Source organism: Janthinobacterium sp. BJB446, assembly GCF_002735655.1.
Taxonomy (GTDB): domain Bacteria; phylum Pseudomonadota; class Gammaproteobacteria; order Burkholderiales; family Burkholderiaceae_D; genus Janthinobacterium; species Janthinobacterium lividum.
Window position 1 is genome coordinate 1,593,981 of record NZ_PDZK01000001.1, and the last position, 20,817, is coordinate 1,614,797.

Consider the following 20,817-nt stretch of genomic DNA (forward strand, 5'->3'; position numbering starts at 1 on the left):
AATCCATAGATTAAGACTATGAATTGAGAAATATTAATTGTTCTTACTGGATTATGGATGGCGTCAGGCACGCGCGGGGGAGGGGAGATGCTTCGCCAGGGCATGTGCTGCGCATGTGAGCAGCAAGGCTCCCATGCGCAGTCGGGCAAAGGCTGTTACGGCAGGGTTTTCAGTACATTCTTCGTCGGCACGGAGAAATTATAGTTGTCGTGGCGGTCCCAGTTGATCGACCACGTCATCACGCCGCGGAAGTCCGGATACGCCTGCAGCGGCTTGATGGTGCCGCAGTTGAGCAGGCGCGTCAGGCAATTCAGGGCATTGCTGACGTCGGCATTCGTCGTGAACCCGGAACCGGCCGAACTGCGCCCCGACGGCACGCCGAAGCCCACCTGGTCCGGTCGCAATCCGGCGAAGGTATTGCCGCCATAATTGAACCCCTCGATCAGCATGCGCGCCGTGGCCACCAGCTGGTCGGCCGAGCCCGCCTTGATGGCGCCCGTCGCGTACGGCGTGTAGATGTCGCCATTGTTGTAATACTGCGGGTGCAGCACCGTCAGCTCGCTGCGCAAGGCATTGATGATGGGAATGTAGGCGCCCCAGATGCTGCCGTAGCTCGTGTATCCCCCTTCCACATACACCCATTCGGGCGCCATCGACAGGTAGAAGCTGCTGCCGACCTTGGTTTTCAGGTTTTTCACGGCGATCGGCAGATAGGTCTGGATGGCCGCGCCTTGCGCCACGCCGTTTTCCAGGTCCAGGTCGATACCGTCGAAGCCATACTTGGTGATGATGGCGTACAGGCTGTTGGTGAAATTCGTCGCTTCGGCCGTATTGCCGACGGAAACGGAGCCGTTCTGTCCGCCCAGCGACAGGATGACTTTCTTGCCTTTCGCGCGCTTGGCCGCCACGTCGGCAATGAATTGCGCTTCCGTGCCCGCGCCCGGATCGATGGTCAGACTGACATTGCCGCCGCCCGCGTTGTCGCCGAAGGAAACGACGATCACATCCCAGTCATCGCTGACCTGGCTAATCGGATACGTGGCGCCGCTGGGGTTGGTGAAGTTGTGCCAGTAGCCGATCAGCGCGTGCTTGGCCAGGCCGGTGGGCGTTGGCGTTGGTGTCGGAGTAGGCGTTGGTGTCGGAGTAGGCGTTGGAGTAGGTGTTGGCGTCGGTGTCGGGGTGGGAGTTGGTGTAGGTGTTGGGGTAGGCGTGGGTGTCGGTGTCGGCGTCGGGGTAGGAGTCGGCGTGCCGCAGTCTCCCACCGCCGTCCAGGGCTGGCCGCTGCCGGCGCCGCCGCTGCTGGTCGACGGGTTATTGCCTTGCGTCCACCAGTTGGCCGTGTAATTGACGTTGTTGTAGCTGGCCTGGCCGCCGCCGTTGTAGGCGGTGCCGCTGTTCCACGGCGTGTAGCAGGCCACTGCTGCGGTCGCGCCGGCCAGCAACTGGCTCGCGCCACCGCTGGATCCATCGCCGCCGCCACCGCAGGCGGCCAGCGTGCCGCCGAAGAGGGTAAGGATGAGGGTATTCATGACTGTCCGGTTCACTTGCATCTCCTTGTGTGTTTTTAGTATGGCCGGGCGGCTGGACACCGTCCGCCGTTTCAGAGTGCAAGCATTACAAGTGGTAGTCAACTGGTTTTATTCATTGCGCAAGATCACAATACCAGTTGTGGCATTGCCCCATGAGATGGGCGATGCGAGCCATACCAGTGCCTATTTTCCAGTGCGCTGGTATGGTGTCCGGAATGGTGCCGGGAGCAGGGCGGGGAAGGGAGGAGCATGCGGGGCAAGGTCTGGCGGCGCAGTTTCCTTGCGCAAATCGGCGTACGGTACGCGCGACAGCTCCAGCAGCATCTGCGTCAAGGCCACCGTCTGGCGCCGCATCAGGCGGTAGTCCAGCGTGGGGTATGCGAGTGTTGAGACTTCTCATGCAAAATGGGCGGCAAATGCCTGATTTCATTGATATTGATGGCATTGGAAATACTGGCCACGAGCAATAACTTAGCACCAGGCCAGGCGCTAAGCCCGCGCGCCTCATCAGGCAATGTCTCTTTTTCAAGGGTTCCATGTTCCGCTCCTGAAAGAAAACCTGTAACTTCCTGCATGGCAGCGTGTCATGACGAAAGCGGAAATAATGAAAAAGATACTGATACTGGGTGCAGGCGGACAGGTGGCGCAGTGGGTCATCCGTGCCTTGGCGGGTCGTGAAGACATCGCCTTGACGCTGTTGCTGCGCAATCCCGGCAAGCTGCCTACGCCAGTCCCATCCAATGGCAGCGTGCTGGCCGGCGACGTGCTGGACCAGGCATTGCTGCGGCAAACGATGCCCGGTCACGACCTGGTCTACGCCAATCTGGTGGGCGACGACATGGAAGCCCAGGCCAACAGCATCATTGCCGCCATGCGGGCATCCAGTGTCGGGCGCCTGGTTTTCGTCCTGTCGATGGGCATCTACGATGAAGTTCCCGGCAAATTCGGCGCATGGAACAACGCCAGGCTGGCGGAACACCTGAAACCATTCCGCCGCGCCGCCGACGCCATCGAAGCATCCGGCCTGGCATACACCATCGTGCGTCCAGCCTGGATGACGGACGAAGACGAAGTCGACTACGAACTGACGACGCGCCACGCGCCATTCAAGGGCACCGTGGTATCGCGCAAGAGCGTGGCAAACCTGATCGCCAGCATCATCGAAGCGCCAGACTTGCACCTGCACGCCAACCTGGGCGTGAACAAACCAAACACGGACGGGGACAAGCCGTATTTCATGTAGCTTGTCCAAGCGAAGATATCCAGCGGCCACGACAGCGGCGCGCAGATGGGGAAAATCGCATTTGCGATTGGGGAGTTGGCGAAATGGGGGTTTTCTCAAATCCATCCATAACTTCGCATAATTTATATTATGTAAAACCACGACCTAAGTTAGGGATGTTCATTTCGAGCGCCGCCCGTCCGTTGAAGTAAATGTGCTACGGCTTCTGAAGTGAATTTGATACTCAAAGAATCAGCGCGCTTACCTAAAACTCTAGACACAACTTACCTTACCCGCACCAACCGCAGACAAATTCTAAGCCCAGCCGTTCGTTTCTCCGCACTTTGGCGTCCTACTACATCTTCAGAACCGTTAAGCTTACCTATGAAGGAAATGCCGCGGGGTCGATCGGTTACGACGCCGTGGATGTCCGGCAGCGTGCACATCAGCGCGATACAGTCTGCGCGGTATAGCGTTGCGTCACCAATAATGGATGCACCCAACCGCATCGGCAACCGCAGCTTGCTCTTGAGCGTTAAAAGCACTCATGCACTCTCCAAATTGTGTGTGGTGGCAGTCGCTGCATCGAGCAGGCCCATTGACCGTAAGATTTCGTGTGTATGGCCAACGGCCAAGCGAAATCCTGCCTCCAAGGAGACCAGCGATAGTTCAACCGAATTTAACTGTATCGGTTTGATTGATGAATTGGTATCGGGCACGTCCCAAACAACTCTTTCTGGATTTACACTATAAATTTGCATCCAATAGCGCCTAGCCCCCCTGCTGTCTGGGTTCGCCTACACGTCCGATCCCCTCTGGCAGGACGCTTAAGATGCTCAAGCAGCACATTAAAAACGTAGAGGGTCGCAAACGGATGTAAAATATTTTATACATTCATAGAGTGGCAGGTCATGAATATCTACGAAGTCGGAAAAGCAGTCCGCATCCGTCGCCTGGCCGTTGGGTTGACGCAGCAACGATTGGGAAGGTTGGCCGGTCTGTCGCGCCAGACAGTGCAGCAACTGGAGGCAGGAACCATTCGTGACTTGAGTTTCGGCCGCGTGGTGAATCTACTGGGGGTACTCGGGCTAAATTTTGCACCACCATCGATCAAGTCCAGGGAGAAAAAGTGCGGTTTGTGGATGGCGGCAAAAAATGCGAGCGTCAGCTACAGAGGTGAGCTTACTACCGAGCAGCTACAGCAGGCCTTGGCTACCGGACAGGCGCCGACAAACCATATATCCTACCTACAGCATTTTCTAGACGAAACGCCCCTGCAGGTAGTGGTCATGGCGGTCGAGGAAACGGCATACCTGGAAGCCGTCTCACCGGAACGCATTTGGGTATGCGTCGCTCAATTAGCCCGGCAATTAGGGAGTGTACGTAGCGAACTCTGGCTATAAAACTATCTTGGTGACATCTTAAGGTTAACCGATAGTGATACCACAGATGATGCAACTTAGGGTTGCTGGATAAAACCAACGATTATCATTGGAAGTACTTATGGCCTTGCCAATGAGTCGTCAGCCTCGCTGGTAAGCTTGATAGTGATTTGTTCCGCGACTTTTCCATTTTATCACTATCCCCTCCCCCCCCTCACTTGCACTAGGTGTTCGTCTGCTCGCAGAATTACCCCACTCTGTTTGACCAACCTTCCATTACTTGGTAAACGCTACCACGCATTCGTTTAACCCTGCATAGTCCAGATCTTTCAGGCACTCATGGATTCTGCCGATAAGTCAGGTGGAATTGTGCTACTAATGCAGGTCGGATTCCATTGCAAATTTACGGGAAAATTGGATTAATTTTCAATGCAACTTAACAATGACGCGCTAATTTATCATTACGCACCAATCTAGGCTATAGCAAGTCCAAGTTCCTATCTAATATTATCAAAAATACTTTTGAAGTAGGCGGGGTACTGCGTAATTGATGCAGCGATGACCGGTCGATGCGTTTTAAAAGCATTTGATGAGTATTGTTCGCTATAGCCAGAGCTCCGTAACGCTTCTGCAACGTCAATTGCCACTGCTCTATCCGCCAGTCCCTCGTCAAATATAGAAATCGATAAGCGGTCAGCAAGACCATACTTCAACGACTTCTGGAAAAACTGTAAAACTGCGGCTTCTTCACTTACTAAATTATTTCCAAAAAGAAACTGAGAAACAGCAGAGACAATCAAGGAGCACTCAAAGCACAACTGCTTTTCTAAAAAATCCATAATATCAAGCTCGGTCAATTTTCTGGCGCCTTCTCCCCAAGGACGAGTTCCACCCGCCATTTTAGCGCTACCCAAAATTGCTGAGTAGGGTGCTGCATTAATCCACAACTGAGCCAACAAATAAGAAATATTTGATGGAAGAACGGAATGGAAAAACATACTGTCCAGCAATATCTGAAATAGAGGCCAAATGCTATTCAACCATTCACCATTGGTTTGGAGGCTAAGCAACGATTCCCGATTCAGCTCTACCCATTCTTCAACTTTACGGGCGTCAGCAACACCCAACCTGGAGACCAACGTCGGCCTTGTAAACGACACAAGGCTCGCGTAAACTTGGCACATGCTCAGCCCAGCCGACCTGCCCAACGACATCGCCGCCTTGAAGGTGCTGCTGCTCGCTCAAAACGAGGTGGTTGAAGGGCTGCGCGAACAGCTGAACACGCGCGCCGTCGAGATCGAGCACCTCAAGCTGCAGATCGCCAAATTGCGGCGCATGCAATTCGGCCGCAAATCGGAAAAGCTGGATCATCAAATCGAGCAGCTGAAGCTGCAACTGGAAGACCTGCAAGCCGACGAGGCCGAGGCGGCGCGCGAGATGCCGGCGGCCGACCAGGCGCCGCGAAAGAAGTCTGTGCGCCGGCCGTTGCCCGATCATTTGCCGCGAGACGAAAAGGTTTATGCGCCGCCGGCCGATGCTTGCCCGGCTTGTGGCGGCGGCCTGCGGCCGCTGGGCGAGGACGTGGCCGAGCAACTGGAGTTCGTGCCGGCCAGCTTCCGCGTGATCCGCCATGTTCGTCCGAAACTGGCGTGCTCCTGCTGCGACGCCATCGTCCAGGCGCCGGCGCCAAGCCGGCCGATTGAGCGCGGCATCGCCGGCCCCGGCCTGCTGGCGCATGTGCTGGTTGCGAAGTTCGCCGATCATCTGCCGCTGTACCGCCAGGCCGTCATTTACGCCCGCGAAGGCGTCGACCTCGATCGTGCGCTGCTGGCGGACTGGGTCGGCGGCGCTAGCGCATTGCTGCGTCCGTTGGTCGATGCCATTCGCCGCCACGTGCTGACGGCGTCGAAGCTGCATGCCGACGACACGCCGATCCCGGTGCTGGCGCCCGGCAATGGCAAAACCAAGACGGGCCGTCTGTGGACTTATGTGCGCGATGACCGGCCCGCCGGCGACACCACGCCAGCGGCGGTTTGGTTTGGCTACACGCCCGACCGCAAGGGCATCCATCCGCAAACCCACTTGGCCAAGTTCGAGGGCGTGCTGCAAGCCGATGCCTACGCTGGCTTCAACGCTTTGTTCGAAGACGGCACGATCCAGGAAGCGGCTTGCTGGGCGCACGCTCGGCGCAAATTCCACGACCTGCACGCGGCGCGCGCGACGCCGCTGACCACCGAGGCGCTGCGCCGGATCGCCGAGCTCTATGTGATCGAGGCCGAGATCCGGGGCAAGCCGCCCGACGAACGACGACAAGTTCGGCAAGCCCGCTCGCGCCCGCTGCTCGAGGACTTGGAGCACTGGCTGCGCTCCACGCTCGATACGCTGTCGCGCAAGTCCGACACGGCGGCGGCGATCCTGTACGCGCTCAAGCTCTGGCCGGCGCTGCTGCGCTACTGCGACGACGGCGCCATCGAGATTGACAACTCGGCGGCCGAACGCGCCTTGCGTGGTGTCGCCATTGGTCGGCGCAACTATCTGTTCGCCGGCGCCGACAGCGGCGGCGAACGGGCCGCCGCGATCTACTCGTTGATCGGCACGGCCAAGCTGAACGGTGTCGCACCCTCCCCACACTGTCATTTTCGAAATGTTGAGTGATGAGGAATCCATATATACCTAGAGATCGGAGAATGTAGTGTAGGACGGGAGCGATTCGCATAGCAAAACTAATATGCGGTTTACTTGCACACAGGACACAGATATAGTCTAGGCAACAAATTAGTGCGGACCTGATTGGAGCATTTAGGCATGAACTCATCTTATACCCGTCCCATCAGGCCTGTAATCCTTGTCGTGGACGACACGCCGGATAATCTTCTGTTGATGGCCAACTTGCTCAAGGATAGTTATACGGTCAAAGCAGCGAATAACGGCGAGAAAGCACTGCGCATCGCGCGCGATGTACCGCCGCCCGACCTCATCCTGCTTGACATCATGATGCCTGGGATGACCGGCCACGAAGTGGCGCAGGCACTGCAGGGCGACCCGGCCACGCGCGACATACCCATCATCTTCTTGACCGCTATGGCCTCCAGCGAGGACGAGACGCACGGTCTGGAGCTGGGCGCGGCCGATTACATCACCAAACCGATCAGCCCGCCCGTGGTGCTGGCGCGCGTACGCACCCAACTCAAGGTCAAAGACGCGGCCGACTTCCTGCGCGACAAGAACGAGTACCTGGAACAGGAAGTCCAGCGCCGCACGCGCGAGCTGGGTGCGATCCAGGATGTCACGATCCACGCCATGGCCTCGCTGGCCGAGACGCGTGACAACGAGACCGGCAACCACATCCGCCGCACCCAGCACTACGTCAAGGTGCTGGCCGAACATCTGAGCGAGCATCCGCGCTTCCGCGCTTTCCTCGACCCCGACACCATCAAGCTCTTGTTCAAGTCGGCGCCGTTGCACGACATCGGCAAGATCGGCATCCCCGACCGCATCTTGCTCAAGCCTGGCCGCTTCGAACCCGAGGAATTCGAGATCATGAAGACCCACACCACGCTCGGGCGCGACGCCATCGCCCACGCCGAACAACAACTGGGCATGGACGTCGACTTCCTGCGCCTGGCCAAGGAGATCGCCTACTCACACCAGGAAAAATGGGACGGCAGCGGCTACCCCGAAGGCCTGGCCGGCGACGCCATCCCGATTTCGGCGCGGCTGATGGCGGTGGCCGACGTCTACGACGCCCTGATCAGTCGTCGCGTCTACAAGGAAGGCATGCCGCATGAAAAGGCAGTGCAGATCATCGCCGAGGGGCGCGGCTCGCACTTCGATCCCGACGTCTGCGACGCCTTCCTGGCCAACCTGCCCGCCTTCCAGCAGATCGCCGCGCGCTACGCCGACAGCGACCAGGACATGGCCAAGCAGGCTGCCGCCATCGCACACACCCTGCCTGCACAGTGAGCGCCGGCATGCGTTCGCCCCTGGCTTATCTTGAACGACTGCGCCTGCGCCAGAAGCTTGCGGCCGGCTTTTGCGCAGTGCTGCTGCTGGCCCTGGCGCTGGGGTTGCAAAGCCTGCGCACCCAAGACCAGTTGAGTAGCGACATGCAGCGCCTGCTCAGCGAGGGCATGATCGGCATCGTACAGGTCAAGGAGGCCCGCATCCAGCTCAACCGCTTCGAGCTAATGCTGCACAAGGTGGCCAACGGCCCGGACCCTGTTGCCGTCGACAAGGCGCTCGAACAGCTAGACAAGACGCGCGAGCAGCTACACTTTGCCGTCGACGAGGCCCGCGCCACCCTGCTGCGCATCGACAACCAGCAACGCCATAACGTCTTTGAAAGCATGCTGGCGCGCGCCGAGCGCATCGCCGACGAGGCAATCGAACTGGCGCGGCTGCACCGCAATGCCGAAGCCAACGCCCTGCTCAACAGCGAGCGCTTCCAGCACGCGATGCGCACCGCCGACCGGCAGATGGCCGAGATCGCCGCCGTCAAGGATTCCAACGCCCGCAGCACCATCTACCAGATTCGCCAATTCGCCCTCACCAGCAGCACCCTCACCTACGCCCTGCTGATCGGTGGCCTGGCGGTGGCGCTGCTATGCGCCTGGTGGATCAGCATCTCGATCCGGCGCCCGGTCAACCGCCTGCGCGAGGCGGTCGATGCGCTGGCCGCCGGCCAGCTCGACAGCGTGATTCCGCACACTGACTACCAGAACGAAACGGGCGACCTGGCCCGCGCCATCGCCAAGTTGCAGGTCGAATCGCGCCAGCTCGACATGCAGCGCTGGATCAAGTCGCAGGAAGCCTCGATCCAGGCCGAACTGCAGCAAGCGGCCAGCCTGGACCAGGCCGCGCAGCGCCTGTTGACGCTACTCGCGCCGCTGGTGCAGGCTGGCCAGGGCGCGCTCTACTTGCTTGACGAAAACGCCGCCGCATTGCGCCTTGCCGCCAGCTACGCCGCCGATCCGGACCATCCGCCGGCGCCGCAACTGGCGTTGGGCAGTGGCCTGCTGGGTCAGTGCGCGCAGGACCGCCAGCCGCTCCGGCTCGACGCCCTGCCGGACGACTACGTGCAGATTCACTCGCAACTGGGGCGGTCGCGCCCACGCCACCTGCAGGTGCTGCCACTGCTGCACGGCGAGCGCCTGATGGGCGTGCTGGAGCTGGCCGGCTTCGACGCTCCCAGCGAATCGGGCCGGGTGCTGATGGACGAGCTGCTGCCCAAACTGGCGATGTCGCTGGAAATCAAGGCACGCAGCCACGCGGTGCAGGCCATGGCGATCGAACTCGAAGCGCAGCAGGTGGTGCTGAAAGCCACCGAGGCCTGGTATCGCGGCATCATCGAGGCTGCGCCGGACGGCATGCTGGTAATCGATGTGCACGGCCTGATCATGATGACCAACCCGCAGCTCGACCAGCTGTTCGGCTACGAGGCCGGCGAGTTGGTCGGCTTGCCGATCGAAACGCTGGTGCCGCCGGAGGCGCACGGGCGCCACGTCGGCTCGCGCAATGGTTTCATCGAGCAAGGCACGGCACGCCAGATGGGCATGACAGGCGCCGACCTGCACGGTATGCGCAAGGATGGCAGCCGCTTCTCGGTCGAGATCGGCCTGTCGCGGCTGCCGGCTATCGCCGAGCGCGGCGTTTGCGTGTGCGCCTCGGTGCGCGACATCAGCGACCGCAAGCTGGCGGAGGCCGAGGTTCTGCGCGCCAAGGAGATCGCCGAGGACGCTACGCGCGCCAAGAGCGATTTCCTGGCCAACATGAGCCACGAGATCCGTACGCCGATGAACGCAATTATCGGCATGAGCCATCTGGCGCTGCGTACCGATCTCGATAAGAAACAGCGCAACTACATCGAGAAAGTGCACCGCTCAGCCGAGAACCTGCTGGGCATCATCAACGACATTCTTGACTTCTCCAAGATCGAAGCGGGCAAGATGAACATAGAGCAGGCCCCGTTCCGGCTGGAGGACGTGCTGGAGAATTTCGCCAGCATGATCGGCCTGAAGGCCGAGGACAAGGGCCTGGAACTGCTGTTCGCCACTTCGGCCGACCTGCCGACCGCATTGGTAGGCGATTCGCTGAGGCTGGGTCAGGTATTGGTCAACCTCGGCAACAACGCCGCCAAGTTCACTGAACGCGGTGAGATCGTGGTCGGGATCGAGATGGCTGCCGACGCCGGGGATCAAGTCGAGCTTCACTTCTGGGTGCGCGACAGCGGTATCGGCATGACGGCCGAGCAGTGCGAACGCATGTTCCACTCGTTCAGCCAGGCAGACAGCTCGACCACGCGCAAATACGGAGGTACCGGGCTAGGTCTGGCCATCTCCAAGAAGCTGGTGGAGCTGATGGATGGCCGGATCTGGGTCGAGAGCATGCCGGGCGAGGGCTCGACCTTCCACTTCAGCGCCCGTTTCGGACGCCAGACCGAGGTGCAGCCGCGCCGCATGTTCCACGCCGACGAGCTGCTCGGCCTGCGCGTGCTGGTGGTCGACGACAACGCCAGCGCGCGCGAAATCTTGTCGACAATGGCTCGCAGTTTCGGCTTGGAGGTGGACCTCGCTGACAGCGGCCACAGCGCGCTGCGCACCATGGTCGAGGCTGAGCGCAAAAGCCTGCCCTACGACTTGGTGCTACTGGACTGGCGCATGCCGGGCATGGACGGCGTCGAAACGCTGCAGCGCATGCAGAGCGGCGCCGTGACTCACATCCCTTCTGTCATCATGGTGACTGCCTTCGGCCGGGACGACGCTCAGGAAGCGGCGGCGCTCCAGCAGGTGGCGCTGCCAGCCGTGCTGACCAAGCCAGTCACCCCGTCGACGCTGCTCGAAGCAATCGGCGAGGTACTGGGCAAGGGCGTGGTGGCCGAAACGCGACAGGCAGAGCGACAGGACCGCAGCGCGGCCGACCAGGCCCGCATGGCCGGCGCCCGCCTGCTGCTGGCCGAGGACAACGATATGAACCAGGAGCTAGCGCGCGAGCTGCTTGAAAGCGCTGGCATCGTGCTCACCATCGTAGGCGATGGGCAACAGGCGCTGGACCTACTGGCTCAAGCCGGGCCCGTCGCCTTCGACGGCGTGCTGATGGACTGCCAGATGCCAGTGATGGATGGCTACGAAGCCACCCGCCGCCTGCGCGCCCAACCCCGCTACGCTCAGCTGCCGATCATCGCCATGACCGCCAACGCCATGGCCGGCGACCGCGAAATGGCGTTGACTGCCGGCATGAATGACCACATCTCCAAGCCGCTGAACGTCACCGCCATGTTCGCCACCATGAGTAAGTGGATCCGCCCGGCGCAGTCGGCATTAGCAGCGCCCCCAGCGGGGCAGCCAGATTCCGCAGGCAAAGTGGTTGCGGCCCTACCTGCCGAACTCCCCGGTATCGACCAGCGCGCCGGCCTGGCGACCAGCATGGGCCGGCAGGACCTTTACCTGCGCATGCTGGTGCGCTTCCGCGACGGCCACGCTAGACTGCGGGGGGAATTTGAGGCTGCGCGGCAAAGCGATGACCCCACAGCGGCGGCGCGGGTAGCCCACACCTTGCGCGGCACCGCCGGCAACGTCGGTGCCAAAGGCGTGGCGGCGACAGCTACCGCACTGGAACTGGCATGCAAAGCTGGTGTAGCCGAAGCCGAACTGGCTGTGCTGCTGACGGCGGTCGAAAACGAACTGGCGCCGGTGCTGCTCGGCCTGGCGGCACTGGGCAACTATACTGCAGCGGCAGAGAACACCCGGGCCGGGGCCATCGCAGCGGCTCCCGCCCTGCCGCCGGACGCGGCCGCCACACTTGCCCAGCTGCGCAAGCTGCTGGCCGACAGCGACACCGCCGCGCTGGATGTGCTGGAGACATTGGAATCGCAAGCCGCCGGCCACCCGCTGGCGCGACAGCTGCGCAAAGTCAGCCAGGCAATTGAACGCTTCGACTTCGACGCTGCGCTGGAAGCGCTTGATGCCGTGGTGAAGCCAGCCTGACAAGCAAGGCCGCCGCGCGATTCGCCTTAGGCCGGGGGCGGCACCGACGGCAGGCTGACAATCAGGGTGGTGGTCTGGAGCTCGTCATCGACGGCGAAGGCCACCTCGCCGTATTGCGCGCGCGCCAGCAGGCGTGCCGAATACGTGCCCAGGCCGGTGCCGCCGGACTTACCTTCGGTGACGAACTTGTCAAAGAAGCGTTCGCGTATCGGTTCCGGGATCACACCCTTGTTGACTATCTCGATGCGCAACGGGCTTCCGGCGTACAGCGTGGCAATGACACGGGTGCGCTCTGGCGCCGCCTCGCAGGCGTTCTTGATCAGATTATTCAGCAGCGAATAGGTCAGCATGGCATCGCCCAGCGCTAGCGGAGCGTCGATGCCGACATCGAAATCGGTGTCGACCGCCAACACCAGCTGCTTACCCGAGTAAGTGGCGCGTGCCGTCTCCACCACCCGCCGCAGCATGTCGCTGATGGGAAGCGGCGCTGCATGGAGCACGTATTTTTCCGTCTCGATCTTGTACAGCTCGGTCGACAGGTTGACCATGTCTGTCACCTGCAGCATGGCCTGCTCCGCCAGCCGCAAATGCTCAAGTTGTCGTCGGTCCAGGTCGGCGGCGTCGATCAGCGACTGCACGATGCCGATGGCGCCGGCTAGTGGCCCCTTGAGGTCGTGCCGCGTCATGGCCTCAACGTCATCGCGCAGGCGGGCGATGGCCAGCATATTATCGTAGTCGGTCTGCAAGTGACGCCGCAGCTCGACGTAGCGCATGAAGTTGTCGACCCGAAGCTTGAGCTGGACCGGGTCGATTGGTTTGGTAATGAAGTCCACCGCACCCAACTCCATGCCCTGCAGGCGCGCGGCGTCGTCGGTCAGGGCTGTGACGAAGATTATGGGCACGTTTTCCGCGCCGGGATGCTGGCGCATGCGGCGCGCCACTTCAAACCCGTCCATGCCAGGCATCATCACGTCCAACAGCACCAGGTCGGGTGGCGTGTCGCTGCAGCACAGAGCCAACGCTTTCTCGCCGTTGTGCGCTGCCTTGATGCGGTAGCGGCCCTTGAACACATTGGCCAGCACGTACAAGTTGTCGGCAGTGTCATCGACCAAGAGCAAGGTCGGCGGCAACGGTTGCGGCGGTGGCAAATGAACCACAGCCGGTGGCACGACGACCACATCGTCTACGATTACAGCAACGAGCGGCGCATCGATGTTCGTGTCCGGCACTGGTGGTGCAACCTGGTGCGCCATCGCGCGCTTGATGCTGGTGGCCAACCGGCCCGCCGTGTAGGGTTTGACCAGCAGGTCGCTGACACCGCTGCTGATGGCCGTTTCGATGCGGCTGCGCTCGGCCTCGGCGGTGATCATGATGAACGGCATGTGCATATGGCGCGGACTGGAGCGTATCATCTGCAGCAGGGCGATGCCGGTCAACGCCGGCATATTCCAGTCGGAGATCACCAAATCATAACGCTTGCGCTCAATCATGCGCCAAGCTTCAGAGCCATCGGCTGCGAGATCCACCGATCCGTAGCCAAGCGAGGCCAGTTGGCCAGCCGTGACCTTGCGCATTGTTTCAACATCATCAACCACCAGTATTCTCAGCACTTGTGCCATGTCTCCCCCATGTGAGGCCTGCTACGTGGGGTAGCACACCGTTTCATTTATTATGCGGCATTTTTTTATCGATTTGAAACGAAAGCATTTCAAGCCGTCAAGGTCGGCTTCTGGCCCAGGCTGTATAAAAACGTCAATCGCTGTGACGCCATCATCGATCAAATCCCCCAACTAGCCATGACGTCACTGGGCAGACGCTTACCATACTGCTGAAGACGGGGTAATTGCAATGACAGGAGAACGCTTACCGTTCGCAAGAGTGGGAGATCACATTCGCAGAGAGACCCAACTGAACATTAAGGCTGACATTCGAACTGGTAGCAACGTTCATGAACACCTTGCACCCACAAGGCCCTACAAAGTCTTAGAATTCAAAAGCTTAGATGAACGTGAACGGAGAACTTAGGGCGTAAGTCAAATTAATAGTGGAGGTTATATGTACTTTTAGTGATAGCGCCTAAAGCTAATTCTTTATCGTCTCGGCCTTGAGCCACCCGGATAGCTGCACCGAGTATTTGTCTAATCCGCTAACTGATCGCCGCTCCGCATAGGATGGCTCAGCCGATCTCCTTGAACTTCCGAGACGTGAATTCGACGCGTGGTTGTGGAAAAGCCCATCTCTTCGCTCCACACGACAGTTGAGTCTTGCATTCTGACATCCCCGTCCTGATTGGCGTCGACGCTGTCAACAGGCCTGGTCATGCGGCAGTATAAGCGGATTCAGCTCATAACCTAATTCCTATCCGTAAGAACAACGCATCACCTGTGCTCGATGAAGCATTGAGCTCTCTTACAAATGCCTCAAGTCCTGGAAAAACGGTACGTTACTGGGGATGAAGTCTGATGCCTTAGGTTTCGTTGACGGTGCTTTTCCAGTTTCCAAAAACCAGTAACAATGCTTAGCAGCCCGAGTTATTCCCACGTAGGCAAGGCGAAGCATCTCCTCCTTCTGGGACGTGTCGTACGCATCTGAGTCGTCTGGGTCGCCAATCTTTGCAATTCGATAGATTTGGTTCTTGTAAGGAGAGCTGATCTTAAATTTACAGTCGCCGAGCAGAAAGACTGCATCCGCTTCCAGTCCCTTCGATTTGTGGATGGTCATTATTCGCAGCCGTTGTTTCTCGTCCGGTAGCCTTCGGTCGACAGTGTGGGTAGCGCGCACAACGTCTTCGATGCGGCTTCGCTCAGTATCCCCGCCTTCACGATAGAGAATTAAAATCTCATCTCCGGCCGCATAGTGGGTCGACACCAGTTTGCGCAGCTTGGCATCATCCGACTCGTGCACCTGCACAGGGACCGGATCTCTCGCTGCGGGACCATCTGACTTGGCCTTCTTTCCGGGTATCGATGACGCCATTGCTACGATTTTTTCGGCAGCGTCGATGATGAGCTGATGGCTTCGGAAATTCTCACGCAGCATGATCGGAGTGACAGACGGAGACGGGAACTCTTCTTCGAAGTTGATGAAATACTGCGGCGAACTCCCCCGCCAGCCATATATCGACTGCCAATCATCCCCAACACACAACAGAGAACTATGCCGCGCACGGCGGCCTGCGGATAGGTCCTGCCCACGCCGACGCACCTCCTGCAAGGAGCCCATTATCCAAGATACGATTTGTGGAGAAATGTCTTGGAACTCGTCGATCATCAGCTGCGACATAGAGCGCAGAATGCCATCCGGGACCAGACTGAGGTTTTCAGAATTGCCTTCGCCGAACAGCGAAAACATCTGGTTAAAAGTCATCAAACGAGGTTTTTGCTTCCCAAGATACTCGATGAATTTTGGCCAAAAAATTCCCAGCGCTTCAAAGAACAGCCGTTCGGAATCGTTCTTCGCAAATTTCATCTTGGCGATGGCGACAGTGACGTTAAGACCCAGATTTTCGATGAAGGCAGCGGCTGCCACGAAGCAGTCAAGAAGTGGCGAGCTTGAAAGGTCACCACTGACCTGATAATCGAATGTTGGAGAAAACGCAGCCCGGTCCGATAACCATTTAACGAGTGTTACCAGATCCGCAGCGGTGTCCACCCATATGATTTTTTTCCCAGAGTACGCATCACAGATCGTCTTTTTCACCGCCATCTCGGACACAAGCAAAAAAGTAGAATTGGGTCTATAGGTTTTTTCGCCAGGGTAGTTGTTAGGCCGCAGGACGACGGCGATTTCGGGCGATGCGGCAATCCTCCCGTGAATTTGCAAGGCGACATTTTTGACCAAAATCGTCTCCCTCGCAGCGGTAACGCCTGGGATTGGCCACGCCCCAGCATCCGCCCAAGCCTTTTCTATTAAATCCATGGACTCGACATCGCGTTCTGCGACAGACTTGATGGCCGTCGTCCGTTTTTTTACAAGCTCGCTATCAAGGTTCTTCACATCAAAGCTGAGTGAGTGATAATAGAGCGCCCCGATTAGCTCAGTGAATCGTAGACTCTTCGAATACAACTCACTGTAGCAACTGTTAAGCAACTCGCGCTGCTTTTCGTTGAGGCGCGTTTGAAACGGATTATCGAGCGTCGCTGTGGCGTCGTCCTCTTTCTGCTTGCTCCCAAAAAACTCGAACGAGTTAATTTTCTCATCGTAGAGTGACCGAGTGAAGCCTAAGATTTTCGCGTGAAAAGTGCTCACCAGAGCTTCGGCTGTCTCTTGAGAAATAGCCCTCTTCCACAGCTGAAACGTCTGACGCAACTTGCCAATGAAGTCCAGCCTAGATAGCTTGGTGAACGTCACGACGGTCATAGAGCCCAGTTCAAAATCGAGGTAGTGGTGCAGCAAAAGAATGCGCAAAATAAGCGTCGTCGATTTGCCTGAGCCCGCGCCAGCAATGACATATGTCGACGGGGTCCGACTAAGAATCATCTTCCATTGTTCCGTTGTTGGCTGCTTGTGCTTTGGTAACAAGGCGGTAACGTCAACACGCATGCGCTGCTCTACTTCGGCTGTGATCGGCAGCTTCCAATCGTTGAAGAGAAAATTGTCAATGCCAGGACGCGCGCCGGCGACATTGCGCGAATCCTTGATCTCCAATTCCAAGCGGCCTGCAGCATACCCTTCGGCATACGCCTGAAGGCTTCCGCGGCGCTCTCCTCGCTTATACCCCGCGCTATCGCCTCGTTTATAGCCCGCGCTGTCGCCCCGCGCGAAGGCTCGGCTCCAGGACTTGTCGTGGCGCGCAGAAAGTGCTGAAAGGACCTCGCCGATAATCCAAGCTAGATGTTTTTTAAAGAAGGGAAGTTCAGATGGTGGGACCAAGTCGGGTGCAGCAAATTCTCTGTTCATGTAGTGGAATCAAAATTATAAAAGCCAAGAGAAACACACTATCATAAAATTGCCACATGGATACTTTTTGCAGCATTTGCCAGCGCCGTTAAATTCAGGGCCAAGGTTGTATACATAAAGTCACCAAGCATCCTCGTACGGTTGACCGCCCGCCAGTTAGTTCGCCTGGAATTGCGGATGATCCAGTACTGATTGCGGAACTCATCTTCTATTTGCTCAAGTATCCGCAGTGAATTAGCGTCAAAATTTGCCATGTCACGTCCCTCCTCCCCTTCAATCGAGGTGGAGTAACTGTCAGAACGGACAAATCGTCCACCACTTGTGGCAATCCCGGTGCGGTCGCCAGGTACACGACGCCGAGATTGCTGTTGCACCAGCTCTGTAGGCCGTCCATGCAATGACCTGATAGCGCCTGGAATGCGACCTGCGCAGCGCGCAGCATGTTTGTACAAAACGGCACCGCCATACATCGACCTTCGGCACCACGATGCCCCTGGAGCGGAAGTAGCGTTTCTGGTCCAGCGCCCTGCCCTGCATTTCCTTGCCGCAGTACTTCGCAAGCCGCATTGGAGCGATGCGTTGTCAGGCAGCGGCAACATCGGGGGCTCTGCAAATCGATGATGCCTATTTTTCTACAACATATTGCACAACGTATTGTATGATCGGGTTTCACCGAGGAGTAACGTTAAAATGCGCTATCACTTATATCTGCTTCAAACGCTATCGGCGCTGTCCATAGTGTGTACATCGGGGGCGTTTGCCGAGGAACCTGGCATTTCACGAGATGAAAAGGGGGCGATCATCGCCTCCCTTGATAGCACCTTGAAGGCGAACTATCCGTTTCCCGACATCGCAAGAAAAATTGCGCCGGTGCTTCAGGAGCGTCTGAAAAAGGGAGATTATGATTCCGCGGCCACGAAGGCAGAGTTTGCGAGCAAGCTGACCGACGATCTCCTCAAAGTCAGCGGCGACCTGCATTTCTTCGTGGGGGCCGACGCAAAATGGATCGCGGAATTCAAGGCGAAAGCCAATCCGGCGCTCAAGGCCAAGATACGAAAAGAAGAATTGAGCACGCTGGAGGAGAGCAATTTCGGTTTCGATGAGGTCGCTCGCCTGAAGGGAAATATCGGCTATATACGATTCAGCTATTTTGCCGATCCGGAACTTGCCTATGATACTGCCGCGTCCGTCATGCGCTTCGTCGGCAATACGGATGCCCTCATCATCGATTTGCGCTATAACAATGGCGGACATCTGGAAATGGCGCAATTTCTGGCGAGCTATTTCTTCTCCAGCGAGAAAGACCAGTTGCTCTTCGACTATTACTATAATGAGGATGGCAAGCGTATCCAGCGCGGGCAATGGGTGCTGCCGGGCCTGCCTGGCAAGCGCATGGTGGACAAGCCGGTCTATATCCTGACCGGCTCCACGTCGTTTTCCTCCGCAGAATGGTTTTCCTATGCGATGAAGAAGCTCGGGCGAGCGACACTGATCGGGGAGCGGACCGCCGGCGGCGCGCATCCGGTTGCACGCAAGCCGCTCAACGACGATTTTTTCGTGCAAGTACCGATCGGCCAGATCCAGGATCCCGTGGACCATGGCGATTTCGAAGGAGCCGGCGTACAACCCGATATCCCAAGCCCGTCCATCCGCGCACTGCCTGTGGCGCACAAGCTGGCGCTTGAAAATCTGGCGAAGACCGATGACGCCAGGCGAACCGAATTTGCCTGGCTGCTCCCAAGCTTGACGGCAGCCATCGAGCGCCCGCACGTCGATGCGGGGATGTTGACGAAAGCCGCCGGAAAATATGAAGGCCGCCAGATCATCCTGGAGAATGGCACACTCTACTATATCTGGCGCGACCGGTTCCGCGTGGCCCTGGAGCCGATCGGTCCCGACCTGTTCGCGGTGGAAGGCGTGTCCGATTTTCGATACCGCTTGAATGTTTCGCGCGGAAAAGTGACGGCGCTGGAACGGGTGAATCAGGACGGCAGTATCCAGCGGTACCAGCGCCTTGACTAAGGGCACACCTCAGGGGACACATCACCCGGCCGCGATCGATGACGCCGTGTTTCTCGGCCGCGCTGTCGAACGGCTGAGCGTCCTGATCGCTGAGCAATCCCAGACTGTCTTCGATACGATGGGGATCGTCATCCCGGTTCGCTCGTGTTCGCTGATGACTGTTCTTGCAACGCTCGGCACGGCCTCCGCCTCGGATCTGGCGCGCGAACTCGGACATTCGCACCAGCTGGTCATGCAAAAGATACCCAAGCTGCTCCGTCTGGGCCTGATACAGTATCGGAATGATCACAATGATGCCCGGCGACGGATATTCATGCCCACCGATGAAGGCTTGTCGCAGCTTGCGAAATTCGAGCAGTGCACGGTGCTGATCCGGGCGGCCTATGCCGGCTTGTTTGCCGAGGTGGGGGACGTCAGGCAATTCGTGGATCGGGCCGCCGATGCGCTCAAGGAGAGGCCGCTGGAGAAACGCATCAATTCTCCGGTCTGACCATGCCCTGAAGTAAGGCTGCTGGCGCACCCGTCGCCTTCCTGCCGGAATACATTGATGTAGATCAATCAATTTTCCTACCGTGTGCAGCAGAATATGATCATTCGCAAGGCTCTGTCGAACAGACCATGGCAGAGCGCTAGGCTGGCACAACCATCCACGACACATGCCTTGTCCCCAGCCCAGCCCAGCGCTCGCGCCAGCGCCCTGCATTACGCATGACCAACTTCACAAGGAATAACATGATCCCCACTACCATGAAAGCCGCCGTTGTCGAACAACTGGGCCAGCCGCTGGTGCTGCGCGACGTTCCCGTGCCGGTGCCAGGCCCCGGCCAGATCCTCGTCAAGACGGAAGCTTGCGGCGTCTGCCACACGGACTTGCATGCGGCGCGCGGGGACTGGCCCGTCAAGCCGACGCCGCCGTTCATTCCCGGCCACGAAGGCATCGGCCTGGTGGTGGCCGTGGGCACGGGCGTGACCGAAGTGCAGCTGGGCGAACGGGTCGGCGTGCCCTGGTTGTACTCGGCTTGCGGCCATTGCGAACATTGCCTGGCAGCCTGGGAAACCGTGTGCGCCGAGGCGCAGTTCGGCGGCTATACCAAAAATGGCGGCTTCGCCGAGTACATCCTGGCCGACCCGCGCTACGTCGCGCACATTCCGGCGGGTCTTTCTGCCGTGCAAGCGGCGCCCATCATCTGCGCCGGCGTGACCAGTTACAAGGGCATCAAGGAAACGGGGGCGCGACCGGGCCAGTGGCTGGCCGTGTCCGGCATCGGCGGACTGGGCCACCTGGCCATCGAATATGCGGTGGCCATGGGCTTGCGCGTGGCGGCCGTCGACATCGATGAAGGCAAGCTGGAGCACGCGCGCGCCCTGGGCGCCGAAGTGACCATCAATGCGCGCCAGGGCGACCCGGTCGCGGCCTTGCGCGAAGCGACCGGGGGCGGCGCCCACGGCGTGCTGATCACGGCACCGTCGATCGATGCCTTCCAGCAAGGCGTGGCGATGACGCGCAAGCGCGGCACCTGCGTATTGGTCGGCTTGCCGCCGGGCGACTTCCCCACGCCGCTGTTCGACGTGGTCGCCAATTGCGTGACGATACGCGGCTCTTTTGTGGGCACGCGCCAGGACATGGCCGAGGCGCTCGCCTTCGCCGCCACGGGCAAGGTCAAGGCCGGCGTGGAATTGCAGCCGTTGTCGGCCATCAACGAGATCTTCAGCCGGCTGGAACATGGCAAGGTTGCCTCGCGCGTGGTGCTCGATTTCAGCGGCAACTGAACGCTACGCGG

General features: G+C 58.9%; 13 protein-coding genes and 1 pseudogene. 8 read left to right on the forward strand and 6 right to left on the reverse strand.

The genetic code is table 11. From position 1 onward, the window contains the following. Positions 1–155: 155 nt before the first annotated feature. Both CSQ92_RS07015 and CSQ92_RS28600 read right to left on the reverse strand, forming a co-directional pair. Complete coding sequence (locus CSQ92_RS07015) at positions 156–1,529, reverse strand: chitinase (RefSeq protein ID WP_257219144.1); 1,374 nt, start codon at positions 1,527–1,529, stop codon at positions 156–158. A gap of 353 nt (positions 1,530–1,882) precedes the next feature. After that, positions 1,883–2,104, reverse strand: a complete 222-nt coding sequence (locus CSQ92_RS28600) for a hypothetical protein (RefSeq protein WP_143450300.1) — start codon at positions 2,102–2,104, stop codon at positions 1,883–1,885. 29 nt (positions 2,105–2,133) lie between these two features. Here CSQ92_RS28600 and CSQ92_RS07020 point away from each other — a divergent pair, with 29 nt between their 5' ends. Further along, on the forward strand, positions 2,134–2,772 hold the full coding sequence (locus tag CSQ92_RS07020) for an NAD(P)H-binding protein (RefSeq protein WP_099394610.1): 639 nt from the start codon (positions 2,134–2,136) through the stop codon (positions 2,770–2,772). A gap of 890 nt (positions 2,773–3,662) precedes the next feature. Continuing rightward, positions 3,663–4,154 carry a helix-turn-helix domain-containing protein gene (locus CSQ92_RS07025; RefSeq protein ID WP_099393666.1) on the forward strand — a complete coding sequence of 164 codons (492 nt, stop codon included), beginning with the start codon at positions 3,663–3,665 and terminating at the stop codon, positions 4,152–4,154. A gap of 476 nt (positions 4,155–4,630) precedes the next feature. On the opposite strand, the gene CSQ92_RS28605 is transcribed toward CSQ92_RS07025, so the two are convergent. Beyond that, entirely contained in the window at positions 4,631–5,260 is a 630-nt protein-coding gene (locus CSQ92_RS28605; RefSeq protein ID WP_143450301.1) for a hypothetical protein, read from the reverse strand. 55 nt (positions 5,261–5,315) lie between these two features. Here CSQ92_RS28605 and tnpC point away from each other — a divergent pair. The 3 genes and pseudogenes from tnpC to CSQ92_RS07040 all read left to right on the forward strand — a co-directional run. Further along, positions 5,316–6,764 (forward strand): annotated as a pseudogene (tnpC, locus tag CSQ92_RS07030) (IS66 family transposase); the annotation flags it as partial. A gap of 174 nt (positions 6,765–6,938) precedes the next feature. Then, complete coding sequence (locus CSQ92_RS07035; RefSeq protein ID WP_099393667.1) at positions 6,939–8,096, forward strand: response regulator; 1,158 nt, start codon at positions 6,939–6,941, stop codon at positions 8,094–8,096. Positions 8,097–8,104: 8 nt separating this feature from the next. Next, complete coding sequence (locus CSQ92_RS07040) at positions 8,105–12,115, forward strand: response regulator (RefSeq protein WP_099394611.1); 4,011 nt, start codon at positions 8,105–8,107, stop codon at positions 12,113–12,115. Between the two features lie 26 nt (positions 12,116–12,141). Here the strand turns inward: CSQ92_RS07040 and CSQ92_RS07045 are convergent, their stop codons facing one another. From CSQ92_RS07045 to CSQ92_RS28610, 3 genes are all read right to left on the reverse strand, one after another. Beyond that, positions 12,142–13,734, reverse strand: coding sequence for an ATP-binding response regulator (locus CSQ92_RS07045; protein ID WP_099393668.1), 1,593 nt, complete (start codon positions 13,732–13,734; stop codon positions 12,142–12,144). A 790-nt stretch (positions 13,735–14,524) separates the two neighbouring features. Continuing rightward, positions 14,525–17,014, reverse strand: coding sequence for a UvrD-helicase domain-containing protein (locus CSQ92_RS07055; protein ID WP_099393670.1), 2,490 nt, complete (start codon positions 17,012–17,014; stop codon positions 14,525–14,527). A gap of 41 nt (positions 17,015–17,055) precedes the next feature. Next, positions 17,056–17,268 (reverse strand): hypothetical protein, encoded by a 213-nt coding sequence (locus CSQ92_RS28610; protein ID WP_143450302.1) that lies wholly within the window; start codon positions 17,266–17,268, stop codon positions 17,056–17,058. 436 nt (positions 17,269–17,704) lie between these two features. Here CSQ92_RS28610 and CSQ92_RS07060 point away from each other — a divergent pair, with 436 nt between their 5' ends. The 3 genes from CSQ92_RS07060 to CSQ92_RS07070 all read left to right on the forward strand — a co-directional run bounded on the left by CSQ92_RS07060 (position 17,705) and on the right by CSQ92_RS07070 (position 20,806). Continuing rightward, on the forward strand, positions 17,705–19,036 hold the full coding sequence (locus tag CSQ92_RS07060; protein WP_034786871.1) for a S41 family peptidase: 1,332 nt from the start codon (positions 17,705–17,707) through the stop codon (positions 19,034–19,036). Continuing rightward, positions 19,029–19,526 carry a MarR family winged helix-turn-helix transcriptional regulator gene (locus tag CSQ92_RS07065; protein ID WP_099393671.1) on the forward strand — a complete coding sequence of 166 codons (498 nt, stop codon included), beginning with the start codon at positions 19,029–19,031 and terminating at the stop codon, positions 19,524–19,526. Before CSQ92_RS07060 ends, CSQ92_RS07065 begins: the two co-directional genes overlap by 8 nt. 245 nt (positions 19,527–19,771) lie before the next feature. Further along, a complete protein-coding gene (locus tag CSQ92_RS07070) occupies positions 19,772–20,806 on the forward strand; it encodes a zinc-dependent alcohol dehydrogenase (RefSeq protein ID WP_218963742.1) in 1,035 nt (344 codons plus the stop codon). Positions 20,807–20,817 lie beyond the last annotated feature (11 nt).

Excerpts from the sequence above, each read along its gene's own strand:
- CSQ92_RS28610 (WP_143450302.1), bottom strand. The coding sequence starts at position 17,268 with ATGGCAAATTTTGACGCTAATTCACTGCGGATACTTGAGCAAATAGAA.
- CSQ92_RS07035 (WP_099393667.1), top strand. The coding sequence starts at position 6,939 with ATGAACTCATCTTATACCCGTCCCATCAGGCCTGTAATCCTTGTCGTG.
- CSQ92_RS07055 (WP_099393670.1), bottom strand. The coding sequence starts at position 17,014 with ATGAACAGAGAATTTGCTGCACCCGACTTGGTCCCACCATCTGAACTT.
- CSQ92_RS07040 (WP_099394611.1), top strand. The coding sequence starts at position 8,105 with ATGCGTTCGCCCCTGGCTTATCTTGAACGACTGCGCCTGCGCCAGAAG.
- CSQ92_RS07060 (WP_034786871.1), top strand. The coding sequence starts at position 17,705 with ATGCGCTATCACTTATATCTGCTTCAAACGCTATCGGCGCTGTCCATA.
- CSQ92_RS07045 (WP_099393668.1), bottom strand. The coding sequence starts at position 13,734 with ATGGCACAAGTGCTGAGAATACTGGTGGTTGATGATGTTGAAACAATG.
- CSQ92_RS07015 (WP_257219144.1), bottom strand. The coding sequence starts at position 1,529 with ATGAATACCCTCATCCTTACCCTCTTCGGCGGCACGCTGGCCGCCTGC.
- CSQ92_RS28600 (WP_143450300.1), bottom strand. The coding sequence starts at position 2,104 with ATGCAGGAAGTTACAGGTTTTCTTTCAGGAGCGGAACATGGAACCCTT.
- CSQ92_RS07025 (WP_099393666.1), top strand. The coding sequence starts at position 3,663 with ATGAATATCTACGAAGTCGGAAAAGCAGTCCGCATCCGTCGCCTGGCC.
- CSQ92_RS07020 (WP_099394610.1), top strand. The coding sequence starts at position 2,134 with ATGAAAAAGATACTGATACTGGGTGCAGGCGGACAGGTGGCGCAGTGG.